Raw genomic sequence first — 24529 nt, 5'->3', positions numbered from 1 at the left:
GGGATACACTACTGGTATCCCCTCAATTTTACTTCTGGCTTTCTGCCCATGTATCCATCTTCGCTTCAAAAACAGATAAGGGGAACGATCCATCTTTTAAAACCGCAGTATGAAAAGCTGCCAGTTTAAATTTCGGGCCTAATTCTTTTTCATATTTAGTTCTCAACTCTCTTATTTTCATTGCACCTGTTTTATAGCCTAAAGCTTGTGCAGGTATGCCCATGTAACGTTCAATTTCTGCTGTTGCACCTTCAGTGCTGATGGCTTCATTGTCTGTCATGTATTTTATGGCTTCTTCTCTGCTCATGTTTTTGGTATGGATGGCCACATCAACCACTAAACGGATTGCCCTATGCATTTCATCGCCCAAAGCGCCCATATGCTGGTAAGGATCTTGGTATAGGCCTAGTTCTTTACCTAATGATTCACAATATAATGCCCAACCCTCTACATAAGCATTATGTCCGCCAAAACGGCGGAAATTAGGAAGTGATTTATTTTCTTGCGTTAAAGAAATCTGATAATGGTGACCTGGAATTGCCTCGTGAAGAAAAAGAGATTCCATGCCCGAAGTGGTGTTAAATGTTTTAGCGTCTAAAATTGGCACATAAAAAATCCCTGGGCGAGACCCGTCAGCTGAACCTGGATTATACTCTGCACTGGCCGATGCTGCTCTGAAAGCTTCCGTTTGGCGGATTTCGAAAGGTGTTTTAGGTTCAACATCAAACATCTTTTTCAGATTGGGTTTCATGCGCTGGTGGATGTTTTCAAAAGCGGCTAAAACTTCTTTTGGTGTTTTATAAGGCATGAATTTTTTGTCTGTTTTCATATATTCGAAAAAAGCCTTCAAATCGCCCTTAAATCCAACTAAGTTTTTGATGCTATCCATTTGGCCTTTAATCCTGGCAACTTCTTTTAAGCCAGTTTGATAGATCTCCTCGGGCGTTTTATTGGTGGTAGTTTGTTGTTTAACCAGATAAGTGTACCAGGCCAAACCACCTGGCATGGCAGAATAGCCTGAAGTAGTTCTTGTTTTTGGTAGATATTCGTTCTGCAGGTAATCGCCCAGTTTTTTATAGGTAGGGATAATTACTTTAGTGATCGAATTGCGGTAAGCTTCTGTTAATTTTTGTTTATCTGCCGCAGAAAAACTTGCAGGCATTAATTTGATCGGCCCATAAAATAAACTTTCTTCGGGTGTAGCTACAACCATGCTCTGCATTTGAGGAATCATTTTAATCACCAATGCTTTCGGCAATACAATACCGGCGGCAGCACCTTTTTTAAAATTGCCAATGGCAGTATCGGCCCATATCGAAAATGCATCAATACGTTTTAACCAATCTTCATAATTTTTTACCGTTTTAAAAGGCTGAATACCCGTGCCAGCACCGAACTGACCAATGGTTAAAGGCAAAGCAAACATCTGGTTAAACGGTAGGTATTCGAAGTGATATTTAAGCCCTTCGATATTGATCTCCAACTGATCTTTTAAATAATCGAAAGATAATTTGTCGTTTGCACTTAGGCTTTCTCTATCGTATTTGCCCAGGCTATCTAAATAACGCTCGTTATAGCTTTTAAATTCTTTTATATAGGCTTGCGACCCATCGTTGGCTAAAAGGTCGTTATAACGCTCGTCGCCGATATAGGTGGCGTTAATGGGGTTCAGTTTTAATCCTTCCTGGTAGTATTGTTCGCACAATGCTGCAAAAGCTTTGTTTTCGGTGGTATTGTCTGAACTGCTTTTTTGTTTACAGGCGGTAAAAGCCGTAATACAGGCAGCAAAAAGAAATATCTTTTTCATTTATTTTGGGTTAAGGTTCTAATCAAAAATAGCAAATTATTAGCCATTTACGAGCGGCTCTCCTTAACGCAAAAAAGCCATCCCTTTTTAAGGATGGCTTTAGTATATGATCAGTATTAACTGAAAACTGTGAATTGCTAGCTGATTAAGCTAATAACCTGATTGGCTCTTCTAATAAACCTTTTAATGTTTGTAAGAACTGTGCTCCGGTTGCACCATCAACCACACGGTGATCGCAACCTAAAGTCAATTTCATTACGTTACCAGGAACAACAGCGCCGTTTTTAACAACAGGAACCTGTTGTATAGCACCTACTGATAAAATTGCACCATCAGGAGAGTTGATGATTGAAGTAAACTCATCAATCCCAAACATACCTAAGTTAGATACGGTGAAAGTAGAACCTTCCCAATCTGCTGGTTGTAATTTTTTAGCTTTTGCTTTACCGCCAAAATCTTTTACTTCTGCAGAGATGTGTGATAAAGATTTGCCATCAGCAAAACGCACTACTGGTACCAATAAACCATCTTCAACAGCCATAGCTACACCAATGTTGGTATGTTCGTTAAATCTGATTTTATCGCCACCCCATGATGAGTTAACAGCAGGGTGTTTTTTCAATGCAACAGCAACCGCTTTAATTACGATATCATTGAAAGAAACCTTAACAGGAGCAACAGCGTTGATTGCCGTACGTGCAGCCATTGCATTGTCCATATCAATGCTGATGGTTAAGTAGAAGTGTGGAGCAGTAAATAAACTTTCTGCTAAACGTTTTGCAATTACTTTTCGCATCTGCGAAACCGGAGCTTCAGTAAATTTAACTTCACCAACAAATTGAGGAATAACTGGTGCTGGTGCAGCAGCTTTCTCTGCAGCCGGAGCTGATGCAGATTCTGATTTTGCTGGCGCTGCACTTGGTTTAAAGTTTTCGATATCTTTTTTAATGATACGTCCACCTTCTGCACTACCTGCAACCTGTGCTAAATCGATCCCTTTATCTTTAGCAATTTTCTTAGCTAAAGGAGATGCTTTAACGCGGCTATCGGCGTTGTCTGCAGTTGTACCACATGATGAGGTTCTTGGTGTTTCAATTTCTGCAACATTTGCAGATTTTTCTTCTTTAGGTGCTTCAGCACTTTCGGCTTTTGGAGCCGGAGCTGAGCCGCCCGCTAAAATTCCACTCACATCAGTTCCTTCAGGACCAACGATAGCGATAATTCCGTTCACTTTTGCAGCAGCGCCTTTCTCTACACCAATGTGTAATAAAGTTCCGGTTGCATAGCCCATTACTTCCATAGTTGCCTTATCGGTTTCTACATCAGCAAGAACATCATCATCTTTTACTTTATCGCCAACTTTTTTATGCCATTCAGCAATAACACCTTCAGTCATGGTATCGCTTAATAAAGGCATGCGGATAACCGTAACACCTTTTGCTGCTAATTCTTCTTCGCTTAAGCCACCACCCTGAGCTGGTGCAGCTTCTTCTTTTTTCTCTTCAGCTTTTGGAGCTTCTGCGCCTTTTTCAGCTTCTAATGCTGCTTTATAATCTTCGCCTTCTTTACCAATAACGGCCATGATTGCATCAACGGGAACAGCTGTTCCTTCTTCTACACCTACGTATAAAAGAGTTCCATCCCAATAAGATTCCATATCCATTGTTGCTTTGTCAGTTTCTACTTCTGCCAAAACATCGCCGCTTTTCACTTTATCGCCCACTTTTTTATGCCACTTCGCCAAAACCCCTTCGGTCATGGTGTCGCTCATTTTGGGCATTTTAATTACATCAGCCATTATATCTAATTAATTGAAATCTTATTAATATTAGTCCATTACGTAAGGGTAGTCCTGTTGCATATATACATCTTTGTATAATTCTGATGCATCAGGCCAAGGAGATTCTTCAGCAAATTTTACTGCCTGATCTACAATTGCCTTTACTTTAGCTTCCACTTCTTCAATCCAGGCTTGGTCTGCATACTTTTCTTTAAGAATCGTTTCTCTTGCATGCTCAACTGGATCTTTTGCTTTATAATCTTCTAATTCTTCTTTGGTACGGTATTTTGCCGGATCTGACATCGAGTGACCACGGTAACGGTAAGTTCTCATTTCTAAGAAAGTAGGTCCTTCACCTTTACGTGCACGTTGGATCGCTTCGTCCATTGCATTGTGAACAGCAACCGGATCCATACCATCAACTGGCGCACATGGCATATCAAAACCTAAACCTATTTTATAAATATCGGTCATGTTAGTGGTACGTTGTACTGAGGTACCCATTGCATAACCGTTGTTTTCGCAAACAAAAATAACAGGCAATTTCCAAAGCATGGCCATGTTAAAAGTTTCGTTTAATGCACCCTGGCGCACAGCACCATCGCCCATATAACAAATGTTAACATTGTCAGTTCCTTTGTATTTTTCTGCAAAAGCAACGCCAGCACCTAATGGAATCTGACCGCCAACAATTGCATGACCACCGTAGAAGTTATGCTCTTTACTGAACATGTGCATTGAACCACCTTTACCTTTAGAGCAACCTGTAGCTTTACCGTACATTTCTGCCATAATACTATCAGCACTAACTCCTAAAGCTAAGGCATGAGCATGATCACGGTATGTTGTAATCATTGAATCACCTTTTTGCATTGCAGATATTGCACCTGCAACTACAGCTTCTTGTCCAATGTATAAATGACAAAAGCCACGTATTTTTTGTTGTCCGTATAACTGGCCAGTTTTTTCTTCGAATTTGCGCATAAGCAACATCGACTCAAACCACTTTAACCAGGTATCTTTATTTATTTCTACTGCACTCATTTTAGGGTATTTGTTTTTTGCGACAGCAAATCTAATTTTTTTATTGTAATTTTTGGCACTTTTTAGTGTAAAAACATCATAGTATTAGGGTTGTAATCAGATTTAACAGTTGTTTTACAATTAAATATAAACCCTGGCCGCCGATATCGATTTAACAGCGATTTCTTATAATTAAATCAACACCCTTTATCATAATATGGAATCAATTTATTCTGAAATTTAATTCTGTATATATGCTTATTCTCGTAATTTAAAATAAAATCGATTTATTCTTGTTTTGCGTACTGAAGTAAATCGTTTTTTGAGACAAGATGAATTTTTTAGGAGGTGTTTATCACAAAAAATGATGATGGGAAAATAAAAATGTTAATAACTTTCGTTTTTTAACGTCTAACATTTGGATAACATTTGTATAATTAATACTTTTGGTAACCAACAATAAGCCCATGTGGTGTACGTTAATGTGTAAGTGAATACCCAAACATAACTGTATAACATGATTAAAAAATTTTTGTTTTCTACTCTAATTGCTATTTGTACGCTCTCAGCCGCATTTGCGCAAACAAAAACAAAAGAATCTGGTAAAGAATTAAATGATCCCGACAACCTTGCATCACAATATTTTTCGCAGGTTATGGGTGTTGCGGTAGATGCAACTTCGAACTTAAAACTGTACAAGTTTATTTACGAATGGATCGGAACGCCTTATAGTTATGGTGGAAACACTAAAAGAGGGATCGATTGTTCGGCTTTCACTAAAGCGATTTATGATAAAGTTTTCAACACTACCATCAGAAGGAATTCGCGCGATATTTTTAGTATGGTGGATCCACTGTCTAAAGAAGATTTAAAAGAGGGCGATTTAGTTTTCTTTAAGATTAAAAGCAGAAGTATTTCACATGTTGGTATTTACCTTGGCGATAACAGATTTGCACATGCATCAAGTTCTCGTGGCGTAGTAATCAGCAACCTGAACGAGCCTTATTACAGCCGCTATTTTTACAAAGGCGGTCGCGTTTTAGAATCGTTTAAGAAAGAATTTACAGTAGAATAGTTCAGTTAACAGTTGGCCATTTTCGGTTGACAGTAAAAATATATACAATCCTCCTAAAGAAATTTTGGAGGATTTTTTTTTATACCATAAAATCAAGAATGAAGTTTTTCAATACCTTAATCCTTTCTTTCGTCGCAATAGTTATTTTAATTAGCTGCACGAGCAATAATGCACAGATTACCACGCCTGTAGCCAGGCAAGATACGTTAATCAGAAAAATAAAGGATACCATCTCCATTACTGCTGTTGGCGATATTATGCTCGGCTCCGCTTTTCCATCTAAAAGCAACCTCCCTCCTGATGATGCTGTAAACAGCTTCCAGGCGGTTGATAGTTTATTAAAAGGAGATATTGTTTTTGGAAACTTAGAGGGCTGTTTTCTCAACTCAGGCAATTCGAACAAATGTAATGACATTAACCCAAACAACTGCTATGCTTTTAGAATGCCCGAGCGTTATGCCGGGATATATAAGGATGCAGGATTTAATGTTTTAAGCATCGCCAATAACCATGTTGGTGATTTTGATGCCAGGGGAAGAAAAAATACGGCAAGGATTTTAGATTCGCTGCAGATCCATTATGCCGGGCAGGTAAACAAACCTTTTGAAGTTTTTGAAAAAGATAGTGTAAAGTATGCATTCTGTGCCTTTGCGCCAAACGAGAATACGGTATCGATTAATAAAATCGACAGTGCCAAGGCTTTGGTTGCCCGCTTAAAATTGATGGCCGATATTGTGATTGTTTCTTTTCATGGCGGTGGTGAAGGTGCAAGGTTTGAACATGTTCCCCGTAAAAACGAAATTTTTTATAAAGAGAACAGAGGTAATGTTTATGCCTTTGCACATGCAGTTATTGATGCCGGTGCCGATGTAGTGCTGGGGCATGGCCCGCATGTAACCCGGGCTGTTGAAGTGTATAAAAATAAATTCATCGCTTACAGCTTGGGTAATTTTTGCACTTATGGCATGTTTAGCTTAAAAGGCAATAATGGTATTGCGCCCTTGGTTCAACTAAAAATAAATGCGAAGGGCGATTTTCTATATGCAGATATTGTATCAGTTAAACAGGATATGATTAACCGTTTAACTCTGGATGATAATTATGGTGCCTTTAAACGGATTAAAGAATTGACAGATATTGATTTTATTGGCCATCAGCTAAAATTCGCTGATAACAGGATCAGTTTAAAAGATTAATCTTCTGCGACATCAATCTCAATTTATTTCAGAATATTTGTTGTATGAAAAAAGGATTAATACTTCATTATATTATAGGTATTGCAGCTGCAATTTTAGTATTGGCAGCAGCCTACTACATCAACCAAAATTCTGAGAACCTATTGTCTGCAGGAATTATTATCCTGGCGGGTTGCCTGGTTGCTTTTAGCCAGTACCAGATCATCAAGCACAAAAAGAAGCAATAGTATGATAGCAATTATATTACAGGCTACGAAAGCTGATAACTTTAAAGATGGGATCTATCTTGGTTTAGCCATCGGAGCTGCTTTGTATTGTTTGTACTATCTAAAAAGTTTAGGAGAAACCTAGTTTAACTTTCGTCCTTTGTGTTCTTCACCAAGCCAATTCCTGATACAAAGAATATAAGTCCGATGATGCCATAAACCATTAATCCCCTTGTATTTTCGCTGTGGCTTACAAAACCATAGCCAGCGTATATTAAACCAATTATACCAAGTACGGTTAAGATGGTTCCAAAAGTGCGTTTTACATTCATATGATTATTATTTAATAAGGTAAAGACAAAATATCATCGTTTTTGTTTTAAGGAAACAAAGAAGTCCATCTCATTGACTGAAATGGACTTCTTTTATTAAATGAAAAGGTAACTTACCAAACACCTAATCTGTTTGCCGGAGTTACATACATTTTTGCTGTTGCAGGAATATTGAATGCCTTGTAAAATGCTTCCATATTATAAACAGGGCCGTTTACTCGGAACATCTCCGGGCTATGCGGATCTGTTTTTAACCTTACACGCATACTTTCATCGCGGGTTTTGATTCTCCATACCTGGGCAAAGCTTAAAAAGAAACGTTGGTCAGGAGTAAAACCATCAACCTTTTTATCGCCTTTTCCTTGCTCAGTTAATTTAAAGGCATCGTAAGCAATGTTTAAGCCACCAATATCGGCAAGGTTTTCGCCCAATGTTAATGAACCGTTTACATGCTGATTATCCAACAGCGAGAAGTTGTTGTAAAATGTTTCTACTTTACCGGCCTTAGTTTTAAATTTATCGGCATCGGCTTTTGTCCACCATTCTTTTAAGTTGCCTACTGCATCGTACTGGCGACCTTGATCGTCAAAACCATGCGTCATTTCGTGACCAATTACAGCACCTATTGCACCATAGTTAATGGCGTCATCTGCGGTAAAATCAAAGAACGGGAACTGTAAAATTCCGGCAGGGAAAACAATTTCGTTGAAAGACGGATTGTAATAGGCATTAACCGTCGGTGGAGTCATTCCCCACTCGGTTTTATCAACGTTTTTGCCGAGTTTATCCATCATTTCTTTGTAGGCATGTTTACTCGCCGATTGAAGGTTTGCATAATAAGTGTTTTTCGAAACCTCAACATCATCATACTTTTTCCATTTATCAGGATAGCCGATTTTTTTGATAAATGCATTTAGTTTTTCTAAAGCTTTCTTTTTGGTTTCAGGTGTCATCCAATCTACCTTCTGGATTCTTTCTGCATATACTTTCTGTAAATTGTTTACCAGGGTTAACATACGCTCTTTAGCCTCAGGCTTAAAATACTTTTCGGCATATAACTGACCTAAAAGCTCACCTAAATTACGATCGGTAGCATTTACGATGGCTTTCCATCTTTCTGTTGGAGCCTGTTGACCATATAGCGTTTTGGAGAAAAAATCGAATTTAGCATCTCTGAATTTTTTGGTAAAAGCATTGGACGATCTGTTTAAAGCGTCAAATTTTAATTTTTCTTTCCAAATTTCGATAGGCTGGCTTTTTACCAGGGCTGATAAGGTTTGATAATATTTTGGCTGCCTTACAATAACGGTATCCGTACTTGCCCCCAATTTACTTAAAACAGATTTCCACTCAATGTTCGGCGTCTGCTTTTGAAAGTCAGCCACGGTCATTTTGTTATAATTTTTCTGTGGATCGCGCAGTTGAACAGGAGTAGAATGCGATTGCGCAATAGCTGTTTCCAGTTTTAAAATATTGTCGGCATATTTAGCTGCATTGGCAGAATCGCCTGCCAGGCTAAAAATTTTTGTGATGTATTTAATGTACTCGGCTCTGATTTTTTTTGCCTTATCATCCTGTTCTAAATAATAGCTGCGATCAGGCAGGGTGAGACCGGCCTGCGAAAATGACAAAGCATTTTTAGTGCTTAATTTATCATCTGGTTCTACACCAAAGCCCAATAAATCTCCCTCACCATCTTTATAGCCGTTGACAACAAAATTGATTAAATCCTTATCGTTTTTAATCCCATCTATTTTATTTAAGAGCGGCTTTATAGGTTCGATGCCCAATTTCTCAATGGTAAGGGTATCCATTCCACTGGTATAGAAATCGCCAACTTTTTGTTCAGTACTTCCTTTGGCAGCATTAGCTTTTGAAGCACTTTCAAGAATGCTGTTCAGATTTTTCAGGTTATCGTTATATAAAGTATAAAAAGAACCCCAGCCTGTTTCTGTTTTAGGAATTTCAGTGTTTTTCATCCATTTCCCATTGGCATACAGGAAAAAGTTATCGCCAGGTTTTACAGTGGTATCCATGCCGGCTTTATCGAAAAATTCGGTGCGTGCATTCACCACATCGGCATCTTGATGGCTTTTATTCTGGCAGGCAGCAAAAAGCAATACGCCGGCCGCCGGAAGAAATAATTTAGTTTTCATTGTATATAAGTTAGTTAGAAAAACTTAAAGCTACAAAATGCCTGATGTAGTTTGTATGAATTTTTTATAACTTCATAAAAAAATCTAATTATGCAATACACCATTTACATTATAGCTGTTGTAGGATTTATTATCCTGCTGAGCTCGTTTGTTACCGTTAAACAGGGAACCATTGCGGTCGTAACCGTTTTCGGCAAGTACCGCCGCCAGTTAAGACCGGGCTTAAATTTTAAAATTCCATTAATAGAGCAGATTTATTCTCGTATTTCCATTCAAAACCGCTCTGTAGAGCTGTCGTTTCAAGCGGTAACACAAGATCAGGCCAATGTATATTTTAAGGCGATGCTATTATATTCTGTGGTAAACCAGGATGAAGAAACGATCAAAAATGTAGCTTTTAAGTTTGTAGATGCGACCAACTTAATGCAGGCACTAATCAGGACCATTGAAGGTTCGATCAGGGCGTATGTGGCTACGCAAAAGCAGGCAAATGTATTGGCCCAACGCAACGAAATTGTACTTCACGTTAAGGAGCAGATCGATCAGGTTTTAGATGGATGGGGTTATCATCTTCAGGATCTTCAATTGAATGATATTACCTTTGATGAGGAAATTATGCGTTCAATGAGTCGTGTGGTAGCTTCAAACAACTTAAAAGCAGCGGCTGAGAACGAAGGGCAGGCATTATTAATTACTAAAACCAAAGCTGCCGAAGCGGATGGTAATGCGATTAAAATTGCAGCTACAGCCGAGCGCGAGGCTGCACAGTTACGCGGGCAGGGTATCGCTTTATTCCGTGCAGAGGTGGCTCATGGTATGAGTAAAGCCGCTCAGGAAATGGAGCAGGCCAACCTGGATATTTCGGTAATCTTATTTACCATGTGGACTGAATCGATTAAACATTTTGCAGAAAACGGAGATGGAAACGTTATTTTTCTTGATGGTAGTGCCGATGGCATGAATAAAACCATGAAAGAGATGATGGCCATGCAGTTGAATAAACAGACTGAACCAACGGCGAAGAAATAAGTGTTTTAAACCTACGAGGTCTTTTGTCGTGCTGTCGGATGTTGCCATCTGACAGTTAAATAGATTAAAAACAAAGATGGTTTAGTGTCAGATAGGAATATCTGACACCACCGAAATAACAAAAAGGCCGCTTTAGTTTTTGCTAAAGCAGCCTTTCCATAGAAATATTTCTTCTTAGTTATTCTTTGGCATCAAGCCTAAGTTCATCACATAGTTACCAGATTGTTGCATAAAATCGCCCATTACTTTTAACGATTCATCTTCAATAAAATCGAAAGCATCTTGCTTGGTAATTTTATCTCCTTTTTTAATGGCAGGTAATCCTCTTAATGCCCTTAATTCATTCTGTCTGGCAAGTGTTTTAGCTTCTTGTGCGTCGCGCTCAGCTTTAAGCTTTGCCTCATTTAAGGTGACAGAAACTTCATTGTCACGTTTTTTAAGATCGGCAATATCTTGTTTCAGGTACTTAAAATCCAATGAGTTTGCGATACGCTGCTCGCTGTTTTTAACCAACTGTGCTTTAACAGGGGTCAGATTCGCAACTGCTTTAAAGCTGGAGTTTGGAATAACGTCCCATGGTAAGGCAGATGATTCAGTATCTTCTCCAATTTTATCCATCGGATAAACTGAAGGGAAAACAACATCAGGTGTTACACCTTTATGCTGAGTGCTGCTTCCTGCAACACGGTAAAATTTGGCCATGGTTAGGTTAATCTGACCTAAGTTAATATCAGCCGGGCTTGCTCCGCTTGGCGATGTGCCAACGGTTTTGTCTTTAGAAATTAATCCTGCTACCCTTTGTAACATACTTGGGTTTACCAATTTGTTTAAATCGATAGAAGATTGAACGGTACCTTTACCATAAGTTTGGCTACCCATAATAATACCACGGCCGTAATCCTGTATTGCACCAGCGAAAATTTCTGATGCAGATGCGCTTAAACGATCTACAATTACACCAAAAGGCCCATCCCAGGTTACACCGCTATTTTCATCCTCGTCCACTTCAATTTTACCGCGTAAATCTTTCACCTGAACTACAGGCCCTCTATCTATAAATAAACCAGTTAAAGAGATCGCTTCAACTAATGAGCCTCCACCATTTCCACGTAAATCCATTACGATTGCATTTACCTTATCATATGTTTTTAACGAGTCGATTAGTTTTCTAACATCGCGGGTAGTGCTTTTGTAGTTTTTATCACCTGCATTTGCTGCTTTAAAATCCGCATAGAACGCTGGTAGGGTAATAATCCCGATTTTATAATCTTTGCCATTACTGTTAATGGTTTTAACTTTTTTCTTGGCAGATGTTTCTTCCAAAACAATTTTATCGCGAACCAATTCGATAATAACTGGTTTAGAAGACATTTCTTTTCCAACAGGGATAACTTTTAAACGCACCTTGGTTCCTTTCGGACCTTTAATTTTCGATACGGTGTTATCCAATCTCCAACCCACTACGTCAACAAATTCTCCATCACCCTGGGCTACAGCAATAATACGATCGCCAGCACTCAGTTGTTTTCCTTTAAATGCAGGTCCGCCAGCAATAATTTCTGAGATTTTAACTACCTCGTTTTCTAATTGTAAACGGGCGCCAATACCTTCGAAAGAACGGGACATATCTTCGTTAAATGCTGCTGCGTTGGTTGGGTTAAAATAATTGGTATGTGGATCAATAGATTCGGTAAAAGCATCCATCAAAATCTGGAATACATCCTGATTATTGGTTTTTGAAGTTTGCGACTGTAGGTTCTGATAGCGTTTAGTTAACGTTTCTACGTTCTTTGCTTCTGCTGTTCCAGCTAAATTTAAATTGATCAGTTCGTATTTAACACGTTTTTTCCAGGTATCGTTTAATGCTGCTGAAGAAGTTGCCCAAGGCTGCTTCTCCCGGTCATATACATAACTGTCGGTTTGATTAAAATCATATTTAGTTTTAATCTGTGCTAAAGAATAGGTAAAATATTCATTTAACCTTTTGGCATAGACGTTATAGATGAAAAACGGCCCGCTTAAATCGCCATTTTTGAAATCATCATCCAAAGTATATCTGTATTTTTCAAATTCTTTGATATCCGAAGCCAAAAAGTAATTTTTACCCTGATCTAAAGACTTGATATACTTATCTAAAATGATCGAAGATATAGAATCATTGATCTGAATTTTTTTATAATTATAACTCTCAATCAAATTTACAACCTCTTTTATAACAAGTTGTTGCTGCTCATCAGGTTTTACGTTGGTAACACCCTCAACCATTGGCTGAGTTTTAGGTGCAGCATGACAAGCAAGTACTGCCGCAGTAAAAATTACAAAAAATATTCTCTTTAACATCTCTTTAAATGATTTAAAATCCATTTCCAATTCTATATAGCCAATATGATACCATTTTAGCAAAAAAACAAAAAAGAGACAGCATTATTACCGTCTCTTGTTAAAACTTTATCAAATCTAACTAAAAGCTTTTTATTTAACAATTTCTTATGTAGAACGTTGAGCGTTATTTTTTGTTTTGATCGATACTCAAAATTTGACCAATTACAGACCTTTAAGGGCTATATTATTAGTGATGTAGGAAGATTTAAAGAAAAATAAGTATCTAAACTAGCTTGGGTTTACCTTTTTACTGGTGGTTTTGCTGGCGATCATTTCCCTGGCATCTTTGATTTGCGTTTTGTACTGGGTGGTTTTAATCGAGTTGGCAAGCCATTCGGCAGATTTCAGATCTCTCAGGGCAAGCGTAAAATCTTTCTTTTTGATTTTAACCTGAACAATGCCTAAAATAGATTCGATATATGAATTGTTGCTTTTTAGCTGTTTTGCCAATATACCCTGTTGGGTGTAAAACCACATCGATTGGGTATACTTGGTATTGGCCAGATAAACTTTGCCTAAAAGGTTATAGGTGTTCATTACTCCTGCTCTGTTTCCGGTTTTAGAATAATTTTTTAAAGCCACATTTAAAAGAATCTGCTCTGCATCAGTGAAACGGCCAAGTTGATAATGCATACTGCTCATCTTGATAACGGCCTGTCCGTACCTGTTGAAGTTTTTTACGGCATTATATTCGAAAGCGGCTTTGCCAAATAAGGTGAGGGCTTCGTTGAAATCGCCTTTTCGCTCTAAATCTTCTGCTTCCTCAAAAAAAGAATTGCCGTCTTCCAGGTCAAATTTAGATACCGCTATATTTATAGCACTACCGTTAGGTTCTTGGATCTCAGATTTATCTATATTTTGAGCTTGTAGTTGTAATGATGCAAAAAGGCCAATTAAAGCCAATACAATCTTGGTCATGCAACAAAAATAATACTTTAAATCTAATTTTAGCTAAATACCTGTAAATTAACATCAAAAGATGCCCAAACCATGTATGGATGCGAGTCGCAATGGTACACTTCGCCTGCTACAGAAATGCCTACAACGCCCGCAAAGCCATCAAAAGCTTTAAGTTCGGCAAAAGATTTATCTGATGCTTCCTTTAAAGAAAAACCATCGGTAACACGGGTTACAATTTTTGCGGCTAAGGCACCGCTTACAATATCTTCACCTACTCCGGTACAAGAAATACCTGCATATTGATTGGCATAGTTGCCTGCCACGGTTGCAGAGTCACTCACCCGGCAAGGGATTTCGAATCCTTTTCCCCCGGTGGAGGTTGCTGCTGCTAAATTTCCATCTGCATCGAGTGCTACACAGCCTACCGTTCCTTTATTGTTCTTTTGGTTTAATTTAGCTTCGTATTCTGATTGGCGCTGTGGGGTAATCGGATTGAAATATTCAAATCCATTTGTTCTGGCAAATTGCCGGGCACCATCACCACTAAGTACCCGGTCATCATATGTTAATAAACTCTGCGCAATCTGTATAGGATTTTTAACATCTTCTACATTAATTACACCACTAAATTTTTCTGTTTTACCATCCATTAGGGCTGCGCTCAACCTCACTTTTCCATCGCTTTGAATCTGCGAACCGATACCAGCGTTAAACAGTTCGTTATCTTCTAATAGCGCAACAGTATACACCACGGTTTCTAAAGCAGTATGTGTTTTCAGATACTCGTGTCCGAGCGTAACAATCGAAGCCAAAGCATCTTGTTTAGCCTTTTTCGTTTCCTGGTTGGTAGACGATTCGCTGAAGAAGCCGCCGTGTATGATTAATTTCATTTTTTTGAGTATTGTAGTAAATAAGTAGCGAGTATCAAGATTGGGTAAGTCCTAACTGAAAATCGCCCACTGTTAACTGCCAACTGAATTACCCTACCGGAACAACCTTTGGATGATGGATTACTAAGCTATGGTTTGTTAAATCATAAACGTCGCCATCGCACATTACATGTACCACCATGTTTTTAATTGAAACAGGCTGACCCATCTCTACGTCTGTTAAATTGGTATCGGCCATATTGCGGCCATCTACTAAAATTACCATGCCAGAGCCGATTGCTTCCATCGTATGGCCATCAGAGATGAAAAGCCCCGTATCTTCACCAAGACCAATCCCTAATATACCAGGATTGCTGGCAGCGGCATATAACAAGCGGCCAATTCTTCCGCGTTGAACAAAATGTGTATCAACAATAACATCATCAATAAAGCCTAATCCGCCGGTAATTTTAACCTCTCCCTTAAGCAAAGCATCTTTACTGCTACCCTGATAAATCATGTTTTTAGAGCTTGCGGCCGCCCCTGCAGAAGTACCGGCAATTACTACAGGTTCATTTCTGTATTTCTCTAGTAATATTTGATGGATTTTTGTTCCACCAAAAATTGAAGAAAGACGGAGCTGATCACCACCGGTAAAAATAATTACTTCGGCTGCTTTGATACGTTCATAATTTTCATCTGAATTGGCTTCTTCACGGTTGGTAATGTTAAGCACACCAACATTGTGCACGTCTAATTGTGCATAAGCCTTGATATATTCTTCACCAACCTTTTCGGGCATTAATGATGCTGTAGTGATGATCTCGAAGCGAGATTGAGTATCTCTTAATGATTCTGTAGTAATCCGTTTTAAAATTCCACGCTCAAAAAAATTCATATTCTCAGGTAGTCCGAATTGCGTTTCTGCGAAGCTACCTGTGTTTATTGCGCCACCAATGATGATGAGTTTACCTTTCGGAACCATTCTTTGTGTATTATAATTGTATCAAAAAACCCAAATATATAGGCTTATGATAAAAAACACGACTTTTTTTGTCAAGAATATTCAATTTATTAACAAACGTTAAAATATTATAACCTAAAATTAACAGGATTGTGCTTGAAAATAAAACAAATACACCTTAAAATTGATTTAGCTAAATGGAACGTCTAATTTCAAAATAAATGCATAATTTACCGTCATCAATTTTATTCTAAAAATTGAGTTAAAAAGGCTGTCCCAAACGCTTGTTTAAATAAAAAACGAACAAAACATTACATGAAGATATCAAACATACAAGTATTAAGAGGGCCAAACATATGGTCAATTAGCCGGAAAAAACTGATCCAGATGCGTTTAGATCTGGAAGATTTGGAGCAAAAACCAACTAACGTTATTGAGGGATTTAGTGAGCGGATAGAGAAATTGTTACCCAGCATGTTTACACATCGCTGTTCTAAGGGAGTTGAAGGTGGCTTTTTCACCCGGGTAAAAGAAGGGACATGGATGGGGCATGTAATTGAACATATTGCCTTGGAAATTCAAACTTTGGCGGGCATGGAAACTGGTTTCGGCAGAACCCGCCAAACTAAAACTGAAGGCATTTATAATGTGGTATTCAGTTATCTGGAAGAAAAGGTTGGTGTTTACGCTGCTGAAGCTGCAGTTAAAATTGCCGAAGCCCTGATTAATAACGAAGAGTACGATTTGGAGCACGACATCCGAAGGATGAAGGAAATACGTGAGCTGGAAGCATTAGGGCCAAGTACAGGTTCTATTGTGGAGGAAGCCGTAAGTAGAAGTATTCCATGGATCAGATTAAATAAAAGCTCTTTGGTGCAATTGGGATACGGTAAAAATCAGGTACGTTTTAGGGCTACCATGACCGAAAAAACAAGTAGCATCGCTGTAGATATTGCCAGCAACAAGGAAGAGACAAAACGTTTGCTTACCGAAGCTGCCATTCCGGTAGCCTCTGGAGTAACGATTTCAAATCCTGATGATCTGGAAGCATCTGTTAAAAAGGTTGGATTTCCTTTAGTTTTTAAACCACTTGATGGCAACCACGGTAAAGGTGCAACCATTAATGTGAAAACGATGGAAGATGCGGTTGCCGCTTTCGAATACGCCAAAACGTATTCGCGAAAGGTAATTATAGAAAAATTTATTACCGGTTTCGATTTTAGGGTACTGGTAATCGATCATAAAGTTATTGCTGCCGCACAACGCGATCCTGCACATGTTAAGGGCAATGGAATTCATACGATCCAAGAATTGATCGATAAGGAGAATGAAGATCCACGCCGTGGTTATGGTCACGAAAATGTGCTAACTGAAATTGCTGTTGACCGGGATACTTTGGATCTGCTGGCCAAAAAAGAATATACCTTAGAAACTATTCCCGAAAAGGGAGAAGTGGTTTATTTAAAATCTACTGCAAATTTAAGTACAGGCGGGACATCTATCGATGTAACTGACATTGTACATCCACAGAATATTTTTATATGTGAAAGGATTTCGAGGGTAATCGGATTGGATATCTGCGGTATCGATATCATGGCGCAAGACCTTACCCAGCCATTAACCGAAAACGGAGGTGTGGTTTTGGAAGTTAATGCAGCACCAGGATTCAGGATGCACCTTGCACCAAGTGAAGGCTTGCCTAGAAACGTAGCTGCATCGGTTATTGACATGCTGTATCCACAGGGAAAATTGTCACAGATTCCGATTATTGCTGTAACCGGAACAAACGGAAAAACCACTACTACACGGTTAATTGCGCACATTATCAGAAGTAATGGTAAACGTGTAGGTTTTACCACCAGTGACGGTGTGTATGTGCACAATACGATGCTAATGAAAGGTGATACCACTGGACCGGTAAGTGCTGAGTTCATTTTAAAAGATCCAACAGTTGAATTTGCGGTATTAGAAACCGCCCGTGGTGGAATTTTAAGAGCTGGACTGGGATTTAATGCATGTGATATTGGCGTAGTAACCAATATCCAGGAAGATCACTTGGGTATTTCAGATATCCATAATCTTGACGATCTGACACGTGTCAAAGCGGTTGTGATCGGGGCAGTGCGCCGTAAAGGTTGGGCAGTATTAAATGCCGATAATGGTTATTGCGTTCGCATTGGCAAAGATGCGCGCTGTAATGTTGCTTATTTTAGCATGGATGAAAATAATCCGGTGATTAAAGAACATTGTAGAAAAGGTGGAATTGCCGCCATTTATGAAAACGGATACATTACCATTAAAACAGGCGACTGGAAATTGAGGGTAGATAAAGCCACGCACATTCCATTAACTTTTGGTGGTTCCGTGAATTTTATGATCCAGAATGTGCTTGCAGCAACACTGGCAACCTATTTATGGGGCTATAAACCTGAAGATATCCGTTTATCGCTGGAAACATTTATTCCTTCTGCGGCGCATACCCCGGGAAGGATGAATATTTTCAGGTTCAAAGAATTTAAGGTACTGGTCGATTTTGCGCATAACCCTGACGGATTTAATGGCGTAAAAGGTTTCTTGCAAGGTGTAGAGGCAACCGAACATGTAGGTATTATTTCGGCAACAGGAGATAGAAGAGATGAGGATATTATCGAAACTGCCCGCATTTCTGCTCAGATGTTTGATAAAATTTATATTTGTCAGGAGAAATATCTCCGAGGCAGACAACAACAAGAACTGGTTGACCTGCTGGTAAAAGGCATCAAGGAAGTTGATCCGGATAAAGAGATCATCATTAACAATAAAAGCACCGAATGTTTGCAGATCGCGATCGAAACTGCTAAAAAAGGCTCTTATTTAACGATTCTAAGTAACACCATCGATAATACGATCCAGCGCGTTACCGAACATTTAGATCGGGAATTAGAGTCGTAATTCTTAACTGATTTAGTTCCTAAGAGATCGTCACCCTGACCTGTAGCGCAGCGGAAAGCTACGAAGTAAATTTATTTCAGGATCTTTAAAAAAAGATGCTGACCACGTAGTAGCTACAAGACAATTAAAAATGCTACTTCTACTTGTAAAATAAGTTCAGCATGACGGAACACCATAAAAAAACCTCCTCCGATAATAAATCGAAGGAGGTTTTTCTGTTTTTATCTCGGTCACTTATGCTTGAGCATCACGTAATCTTTTAATTTCATCATGCGATACTCTTAACGATGCTTTTTGGTCAGAGATTAAATCTCTGATATTTGAAGGAATATCCTCTTCCTCTAATGCCATTTTATATGCATTTTGTGCTGCATCTTCTCCAAACTCACAATTGTTTAAAACAGTTTTACGGTCGTGGCCGGTAAATAATGCCTTAACATCCATCCATGCCCGGTAAATTTTTCCGGAGTTTGTTGTTCCGGTTTCGATATCCTCACCCAATGCAGCTACTTCTGCAGCCAAAGCCATTTTATATTTTTGACTTTCGGCAATCATATTTAAAAATAGCGTTTTCAGATCGGCATCTCCATCCTTTAATTCCTGACGGGCTTTTTCATAACCTTCAATACGATCGTTATTAATTTGAACCAGATCGTTTAATACCTCTGCTGTTGCTGTTGTCGTTTTCATGTTTTTTTATTTTATAGTTTCGATGTATAAAAGCAACATGAACAATTAAAAAAAGGTTTGTCATTTTTTTTAATTGTCTACAACAGTGAGCTATATCAGCTTAATTATTTCTTTGAAAAGTATTGTGCCAGCTTTTCTTTAACAAAACGCCTAACACGGGTTACCATATTGCCTTTCCGTTTAATCAAAAAGCTTTTGATGGCTTTGTATGCGATGGGGTCTTCTGCTATTGTGGTCGGAAACTCAACAATGGGCTTGGGGTTGATAATTACGTTGTAGATATCATTTATTCCTGAGTGCACGCCAGTGCCATCATGGCCAATATTGTTAACGAGTGATTGCGATGGGTTAAGTGTGATGCCTCCTTTTAAAAAGATAGAAGCATACCATCTAATTGCCCAACTGTTGTTTTTTCCCTTCTTAAACGCTAACATCTGTTTCCAGAAGTTCATTTTATTGTCGATGGAAAATGCAGCTCTTTTCTTTTTATCAAACTGTTTTATAAGGATGTTAATATCTGGTTCGAAGTTTTTCCACGCCCTTCCCCATGTGGCCCAACCCCAACTTGTGGCCGCCCGGTAGAAAAACGATTGCGAAAGTTGATCTGATTTTAGAGGATACATGTAGGCCCCAATATGCATTACTTTTTCCTCTTCGCGGTAATGGCTTAAAGCATTGTTGAAATAGGCTAAAGTATGGGGAGAGGTAACCAGATCATCTTCAAAAACAATTACCTGATCGTATTCTGCTATTAATTGGGTTACCCCTGTAATTACCGAATTGGCTAAACCTGCATTTACCTTGCTTTCGATTACTTTAACCGATTTAAAACCTTCTGTTTTTTTGATGATTTTTCTTACTTCAGCAACTTTTTCTTTATCCTGATCTGTTTTGGCACCATCAGAAAAGATATACAAATGGCTTTGTGCTGCCAATTCATTTTGTTGCAGGAATTGTAACGTACGCTCGGTGTGCTGCGGGCGGTTGTATACGAAAAGTGCTATTGGGGCAAGGTTTTGCATTTTTGTTTTTTATCAATTAAGTTTATCAATAAACTGCTCAGTTTCTTCGTCATTTCGACTGGAGCAACGCGGAATGGAGAAATCTTTAAATTATGTTAAGAATCAAGCTATAAGATTTCTCGGCTTCGTTGCACTTCGCTCGAAATGACGATCGCCCTACTCCTAAAATATATGCAGATTATGGTCAGATTTTTTGGTTAACACCGTATAGGCATTGGCAAACTGTTCTTGCTTTTTCTTCCCAAACAAGTTACCCAAAGTTTTTTTAATCTGGTATTCCAGTTCGATTTTTAAGTTTTTAGAAAAAGTTTTAGGTGCTTTTCTATTAATAAACTCATTAAACTTTACCGTTTCTGGTGCAGTCATCGAAACTTTATCTTCTAGAATTTCTAAACCTTCACTCTGCAGCAAGAACCTCAAGGAAGTTGGGGTGTACATGTTAATGTGCCCATAATCCAGAAAATGTTTCATTCTTTGGTCTACACCAAAGCGATAATCTTTAGGTACTTCAACAACAATATATTTTGCTACCCTTTTCAATTCACGGATCAGGATCCTTTCGTGTTCTACGTGTTCTAAAACGTGCGCAAGAATAATCAGATCAAATGCATCATCTTCATAAGGGATTTTATACCCATCAAAAGTTTGTGCTTCTTTTAAACTGGCGAGGTTACGGTCTTTTATAATGTCGACACCACTTTGTGCAATTTCTAAAGCATACAGTTCTGGTGCGAAATGCCATTCATTTAAAAAATGTAAAATGCTGCCATCTCCGGCGCCAACCTCAAGCACTTTTTTAGGCTTTAACCCTTTGCAAACATCAACAATATTCTGTGCTTTATATTTTGCGCCAAGCATTCTCCATGCTACATCGCTATTGGTATAAAAATTATCGTAGGCCGTTTTTACTTCTTCGCTTAACATGATGCTTACTGATTTAAATACCTAAACAATTATCCGTTTTATAAAAAACTGAGGTTGCTTTTTCGTAAAAAAGGCCTGGTGAAATCCCACTGAAGCTGATTTCTTTGAAACCTTGAGCCTTTAAAAGCACACGGGCAGGATGATATACTTCACGTTCACTATCATCCAAAACTAATACTCCGCTTTCTGATAGTGCATCAGCGCTATATTTACAACAGTTTACACGGTCGCGCCCATCAACAATAATAATGTCGAATTTTTTATCGAGCAAGGTTGCTTTTTTGGCATATTCCCCATCTTTTTCCAAATGGCAGAATATCATCTCAGCATTGGCCGGACTTGTATTTTTTACTTTATCAAACCAGCCTTTATCGTGCTCTACAGAAGTTACCGAACCAGCCCTTTCAGCATAAAAAATAGTAGAACTGCCAGAGCCATATTCGAAAATATGCTGTGTTTTGTTTATGCGTTCTTTAATAAAATCGATAAACGAATAGGTTACCCATGGCAATGCTTTTCCTTGCCCGTCTACGGCCTGTTTTTTATCAAAAGCCGTAAACCAGCCAATGCTGTTCAGATAGCCTTTATGTCCGTATGATAATAATGCCTTAAGCCTGCTTGGCTTTGCAATTAATGTGGTTAATGCTTTAAGAGTACTCAACGTTTAAATATTTTTTGAAATGCGGTGACCAAAAATAATGATTTTAACATCATTATACCTTGTTGACGAAGTTTAGGGATAAATAGTATAAAAAAGGCCGAAATAAAGTATGCGATTACTGTAGCTATTGCTGTACCCATCATTCCCATTCTTGGGATAAGGATAATGTTTAAAATGATATTTACAACCGCCCCTATTCCTGTTCGGATAAAAGTTAGCCGGCCAAAATTTTCTGCTATTAAATACTGTCCGCTTGCTACACCAAGAAATATGAAGGCAGAACCCCAAACATGAACCGACAACACAGGTGCGGCATCAGCAAATTCTGGTTTAAAATAACTATAAATGAACGGCGAGGCAAAAGTTATAAAAATGGCAAAACTTAAGCTTAACCAAACCATTAAATCGTATAAATTCTGAAGTCTCTTCTGATAACGTTCCTTATCATCTCTCCTCGCATTTAAAATTGCAGGAAAGAGTGATGAAACGATAGCAACAGGGACGAAGTTTAAAGCCTCGCTAAAGTTGACCACTGTTGCATAAGCACCCGCCTCGGCTGTCCCTTTCGCACCTAAAATCTGCTTAAGCATAATCTGATCAATTTTCATATAAACTGAAACCATTATGCCAGAAATGATCAGTGGCCATGAAAGGGAGAAGAGTTTTTTAGCCAATGTTTTTTCAAATCTCCAATTCAGAATACTTCTATTTTTTCTGTTATAGGTAATAATATAGCCTATAGAAAGTAAAACGGTATCAAAAAGAAAAGCAAAAAAGAAATAGCTGATTGGCGAATTTGTGTAGATTAAAATAATTTTTATTGCAGCAGAAACTAGATTCCCAATAATCTGCACCTGCATAATGTATTTGGATTTTACTTCTGATTGAAAATAAGAATCGATTACAGTAAAAGATTGAAATACACCAACAAACGAAAGCAATAATATGAATTGATATTGGATGTCCTCAAGTGGGTAAATGAGCCATGCAAGTGAAATTAAAGGAATGCACATAAAACCTGCAAAAGCTTTCAACCCAAATGCTGTGCCTAAGATCTGATCCCTTTTCTGCGGAAACTGGTGAAGTTCTTTTACAATAAACTGATCTAAGCCGAGGCCCGCCAATGCTGCGAATAAAAAAACATAAGCGATTGATGTAGTGAGAATACCATTACCATACGACAGCAAATAGTTTGCAACCGCGATATTCGTTAGCATTTTTATTCCTAAACTGCCAACTTTCCCGATCAAAAGCATTCCTGTATTTTTAAAATACTTTATTAGTGCTTCTTGGTCAAAACCTTTTATGGCGGGTAATTTCATTAACGCAAAGATGTAAAAAAATGTGCGTTAAGTTAGGTGCTGAATATTCAAAATATTAAGTACACAATATATGTACTATTATTTCCCTTCACTTTTTGTCTCTAGCGCTTTTGTTTCTGTTGTTTTGGTTTCGGGTGTTGGTACAGGAACAGTATTTACCACCGGGGCAGGTTTGCTGTTTAAAGGTGCGCCTACAGCAATATCGCAGCGATGGTTGGGCTGGCCGTGAGGTGGGTTCAAACCCTTTCCTGTTTTTATCGCTAAAGTTTGTTTCACTACAGCAGGCTGTGTGGTCACTACTTGTGTTGGTTTGCTATCCAGGGGTGCCCCAATAGCTATGTCACACCTGTGGCCAGGCTCTCCATGTTTAGGATTAAGTTTTTTACCTGATGTATTTACCATAGGAGGCGCCGGAACAGTTACCGGTTGTGGAGTAGCGCTTTTTTGTGGTTGAACGGCGGCTGTTTGGTGTAATGGTGCGCCAACTGCTAAAGCACAGGTATGGCCGGCATCGCCATGTGGCGGATTGAAAATTAGGTTAGTTTTGGCACTTTGCGCTGCGGGTTGCGCAGTATTGCTTTTTTGAAGTCCCTGTATTCCCGTAGGTGTTGGAATAACAGCTTGAGCAGTTTCTTTCTTTTCGCTATTACAGGCGCAAAGTAGCGTTAGGGCTAACAGGTAAAAAGCGTTTTTCATGGGACTGAGATTAATTTACTCAAATATGGCGAAATTAATTTAGGTCTAAAAACTCTTTTCTATTCTTTCTAGCTGCTTGAGGTGATGTTTTAAATGAATTTCGATAAACCTTAGCCATTGTTTGGCATTTAGATAACCTAGTCGTGGGTGTTTTGTTTTACAATTGGCTTTTGCATGGGCAATTAGAGGATAATTATCATCAAGACCTTTTTCAAACTCTAAAATAAAATCGAGGGCTTCTGTTTTGCTGATTTTTTTAACACGATCGGCCAGTCTTTTCGGAACTTTATACTTTTTTGACGGCGGCAGGGTGCCTAAAAGCAAAATCAGTTTTACAATAAAAAGTGTGGGTTTGTTTTCACCTTTACCACTTGCTGCACGTTCAAGTGCAATTAAGGAGAGCAGGCTTGAATCGAAAATATGCGAATATACTTCGCTGTAACTCCATCCGGCGATGGGTGGCGTGGTTTGAAAAATATCCTCGGAATAGTAAGATAATTTCGATTTATAGGCATCAACAATTTTATGTATCGATGCCTTTATTTTTGCAGCCGTCATTTAATA

At 38.5% G+C, this 24529-nt stretch carries 22 protein-coding genes; 6 read left to right on the top strand and 16 right to left on the bottom strand.

Features of this window, described 5'->3' with window-relative positions; genetic code table 11:
* Positions 1–28: 28 nt before the first annotated feature.
* From AC1DNH_RS18910 to pdhA, 3 genes are all read right to left on the bottom strand, one after another.
* Positions 29–1807: a DUF885 domain-containing protein gene (locus AC1DNH_RS18910; protein WP_477578846.1), complete on the bottom strand. Its 1779-nt coding sequence runs from the start codon at positions 1805–1807 to the stop codon at positions 29–31.
* 145 nt (positions 1808–1952) lie between these two features.
* Positions 1953–3605, bottom strand: a complete 1653-nt coding sequence (locus AC1DNH_RS18905) for a 2-oxo acid dehydrogenase subunit E2 (RefSeq protein ID WP_477578844.1) — start codon at positions 3603–3605, stop codon at positions 1953–1955.
* Between the two features lie 30 nt (positions 3606–3635).
* The gene (gene pdhA / locus AC1DNH_RS18900; protein WP_029274973.1) at positions 3636–4631 is read right to left on the bottom strand and encodes a pyruvate dehydrogenase (acetyl-transferring) E1 component subunit alpha; all 996 of its coding nucleotides are present in this window, start codon (positions 4629–4631) and stop codon (positions 3636–3638) included.
* Between the two features lie 496 nt (positions 4632–5127).
* On the opposite strand from pdhA, the gene AC1DNH_RS18895 reads away from it, so the two are divergent.
* From AC1DNH_RS18895 to AC1DNH_RS18880, 4 genes are all read left to right on the top strand, one after another.
* Entirely contained in the window at positions 5128–5685 is a 558-nt protein-coding gene (locus tag AC1DNH_RS18895; RefSeq protein ID WP_029274974.1) for a C40 family peptidase, read from the top strand.
* 98 nt (positions 5686–5783) lie between these two features.
* A complete protein-coding gene (locus AC1DNH_RS18890) occupies positions 5784–6881 on the top strand; it encodes a CapA family protein (protein ID WP_477578842.1) in 1098 nt (365 codons plus the stop codon).
* Between the two features lie 44 nt (positions 6882–6925).
* Positions 6926–7108: a hypothetical protein gene (locus tag AC1DNH_RS18885; protein WP_307525163.1), complete on the top strand. Its 183-nt coding sequence runs from the start codon at positions 6926–6928 to the stop codon at positions 7106–7108.
* A 1-nt stretch (position 7109) separates the two neighbouring features.
* Positions 7110–7232 (top strand): hypothetical protein, encoded by a 123-nt coding sequence (locus AC1DNH_RS18880; protein ID WP_477578839.1) that lies wholly within the window; start codon positions 7110–7112, stop codon positions 7230–7232.
* 1 nt (position 7233) lies between these two features.
* Here the strand turns inward: AC1DNH_RS18880 and AC1DNH_RS18875 are convergent, their stop codons facing one another.
* Together AC1DNH_RS18875 and AC1DNH_RS18870 are read right to left on the bottom strand one after the other, a co-directional pair.
* Entirely contained in the window at positions 7234–7419 is a 186-nt protein-coding gene (locus AC1DNH_RS18875; protein ID WP_029274977.1) for a hypothetical protein, read from the bottom strand.
* A gap of 113 nt (positions 7420–7532) precedes the next feature.
* Complete coding sequence (locus AC1DNH_RS18870) at positions 7533–9575, bottom strand: M13 family metallopeptidase (RefSeq protein WP_477608460.1); 2043 nt, start codon at positions 9573–9575, stop codon at positions 7533–7535.
* Positions 9576–9665: 90 nt separating this feature from the next.
* Between AC1DNH_RS18870 and AC1DNH_RS18865 the strand changes: the two genes are divergently transcribed.
* On the top strand, positions 9666–10604 hold the full coding sequence (locus AC1DNH_RS18865) for an SPFH domain-containing protein (RefSeq protein WP_477608458.1): 939 nt from the start codon (positions 9666–9668) through the stop codon (positions 10602–10604).
* A gap of 174 nt (positions 10605–10778) precedes the next feature.
* Here the strand turns inward: AC1DNH_RS18865 and AC1DNH_RS18860 are convergent, their stop codons facing one another.
* From AC1DNH_RS18860 to AC1DNH_RS18845, 4 genes are all read right to left on the bottom strand, one after another.
* Positions 10779–12944, bottom strand: coding sequence for a carboxy terminal-processing peptidase (locus AC1DNH_RS18860; RefSeq protein ID WP_477578430.1), 2166 nt, complete (start codon positions 12942–12944; stop codon positions 10779–10781).
* A 270-nt stretch (positions 12945–13214) separates the two neighbouring features.
* Positions 13215–13904 (bottom strand): hypothetical protein, encoded by a 690-nt coding sequence (locus AC1DNH_RS18855; RefSeq protein WP_477578432.1) that lies wholly within the window; start codon positions 13902–13904, stop codon positions 13215–13217.
* 29 nt (positions 13905–13933) lie between these two features.
* The gene (locus AC1DNH_RS18850) at positions 13934–14776 is read right to left on the bottom strand and encodes an isoaspartyl peptidase/L-asparaginase (protein WP_477578433.1); all 843 of its coding nucleotides are present in this window, start codon (positions 14774–14776) and stop codon (positions 13934–13936) included.
* An 88-nt stretch (positions 14777–14864) separates the two neighbouring features.
* Positions 14865–15740: a cyanophycinase gene (locus tag AC1DNH_RS18845; protein WP_477578435.1), complete on the bottom strand. Its 876-nt coding sequence runs from the start codon at positions 15738–15740 to the stop codon at positions 14865–14867.
* 294 nt (positions 15741–16034) lie between these two features.
* On the opposite strand from AC1DNH_RS18845, the gene cphA reads away from it, so the two are divergent.
* Positions 16035–18650, top strand: a complete 2616-nt coding sequence (gene cphA / locus AC1DNH_RS18840; protein WP_477578437.1) for a cyanophycin synthetase — start codon at positions 16035–16037, stop codon at positions 18648–18650.
* A 234-nt stretch (positions 18651–18884) separates the two neighbouring features.
* On the opposite strand, the gene AC1DNH_RS18835 is transcribed toward cphA, so the two are convergent.
* The 7 genes from AC1DNH_RS18835 to AC1DNH_RS18805 all read right to left on the bottom strand — a co-directional run bounded on the left by AC1DNH_RS18835 (position 18885) and on the right by AC1DNH_RS18805 (position 24523).
* Complete coding sequence (locus AC1DNH_RS18835; protein WP_477578439.1) at positions 18885–19340, bottom strand: PA2169 family four-helix-bundle protein; 456 nt, start codon at positions 19338–19340, stop codon at positions 18885–18887.
* A 104-nt stretch (positions 19341–19444) separates the two neighbouring features.
* A complete protein-coding gene (locus AC1DNH_RS18830; protein WP_477610185.1) occupies positions 19445–20362 on the bottom strand; it encodes a glycosyltransferase family 2 protein in 918 nt (305 codons plus the stop codon).
* A gap of 162 nt (positions 20363–20524) precedes the next feature.
* Positions 20525–21286: a class I SAM-dependent methyltransferase gene (locus AC1DNH_RS18825; RefSeq protein WP_477578445.1), complete on the bottom strand. Its 762-nt coding sequence runs from the start codon at positions 21284–21286 to the stop codon at positions 20525–20527.
* A 13-nt stretch (positions 21287–21299) separates the two neighbouring features.
* Positions 21300–21947 (bottom strand): class I SAM-dependent methyltransferase, encoded by a 648-nt coding sequence (locus tag AC1DNH_RS18820; RefSeq protein ID WP_477578447.1) that lies wholly within the window; start codon positions 21945–21947, stop codon positions 21300–21302.
* Positions 21944–23269: a flippase gene (locus AC1DNH_RS18815; RefSeq protein ID WP_477578448.1), complete on the bottom strand. Its 1326-nt coding sequence runs from the start codon at positions 23267–23269 to the stop codon at positions 21944–21946. The genes AC1DNH_RS18820 and AC1DNH_RS18815 overlap by 4 nt, the downstream gene beginning before the upstream one ends.
* Positions 23270–23347: 78 nt before the next feature.
* On the bottom strand, positions 23348–23965 hold the full coding sequence (locus tag AC1DNH_RS18810; protein ID WP_477578450.1) for a hypothetical protein: 618 nt from the start codon (positions 23963–23965) through the stop codon (positions 23348–23350).
* A 45-nt stretch (positions 23966–24010) separates the two neighbouring features.
* Positions 24011–24523 carry a DUF1569 domain-containing protein gene (locus tag AC1DNH_RS18805; RefSeq protein ID WP_477578452.1) on the bottom strand — a complete coding sequence of 171 codons (513 nt, stop codon included), beginning with the start codon at positions 24521–24523 and terminating at the stop codon, positions 24011–24013.
* Between the last annotated feature and the right edge of the window lie 6 nt (positions 24524–24529).

The organism is Pedobacter sp. 01N310, from assembly GCF_056399805.1.
This window is presented reverse-complemented; position numbering and strand designations above follow the sequence as displayed.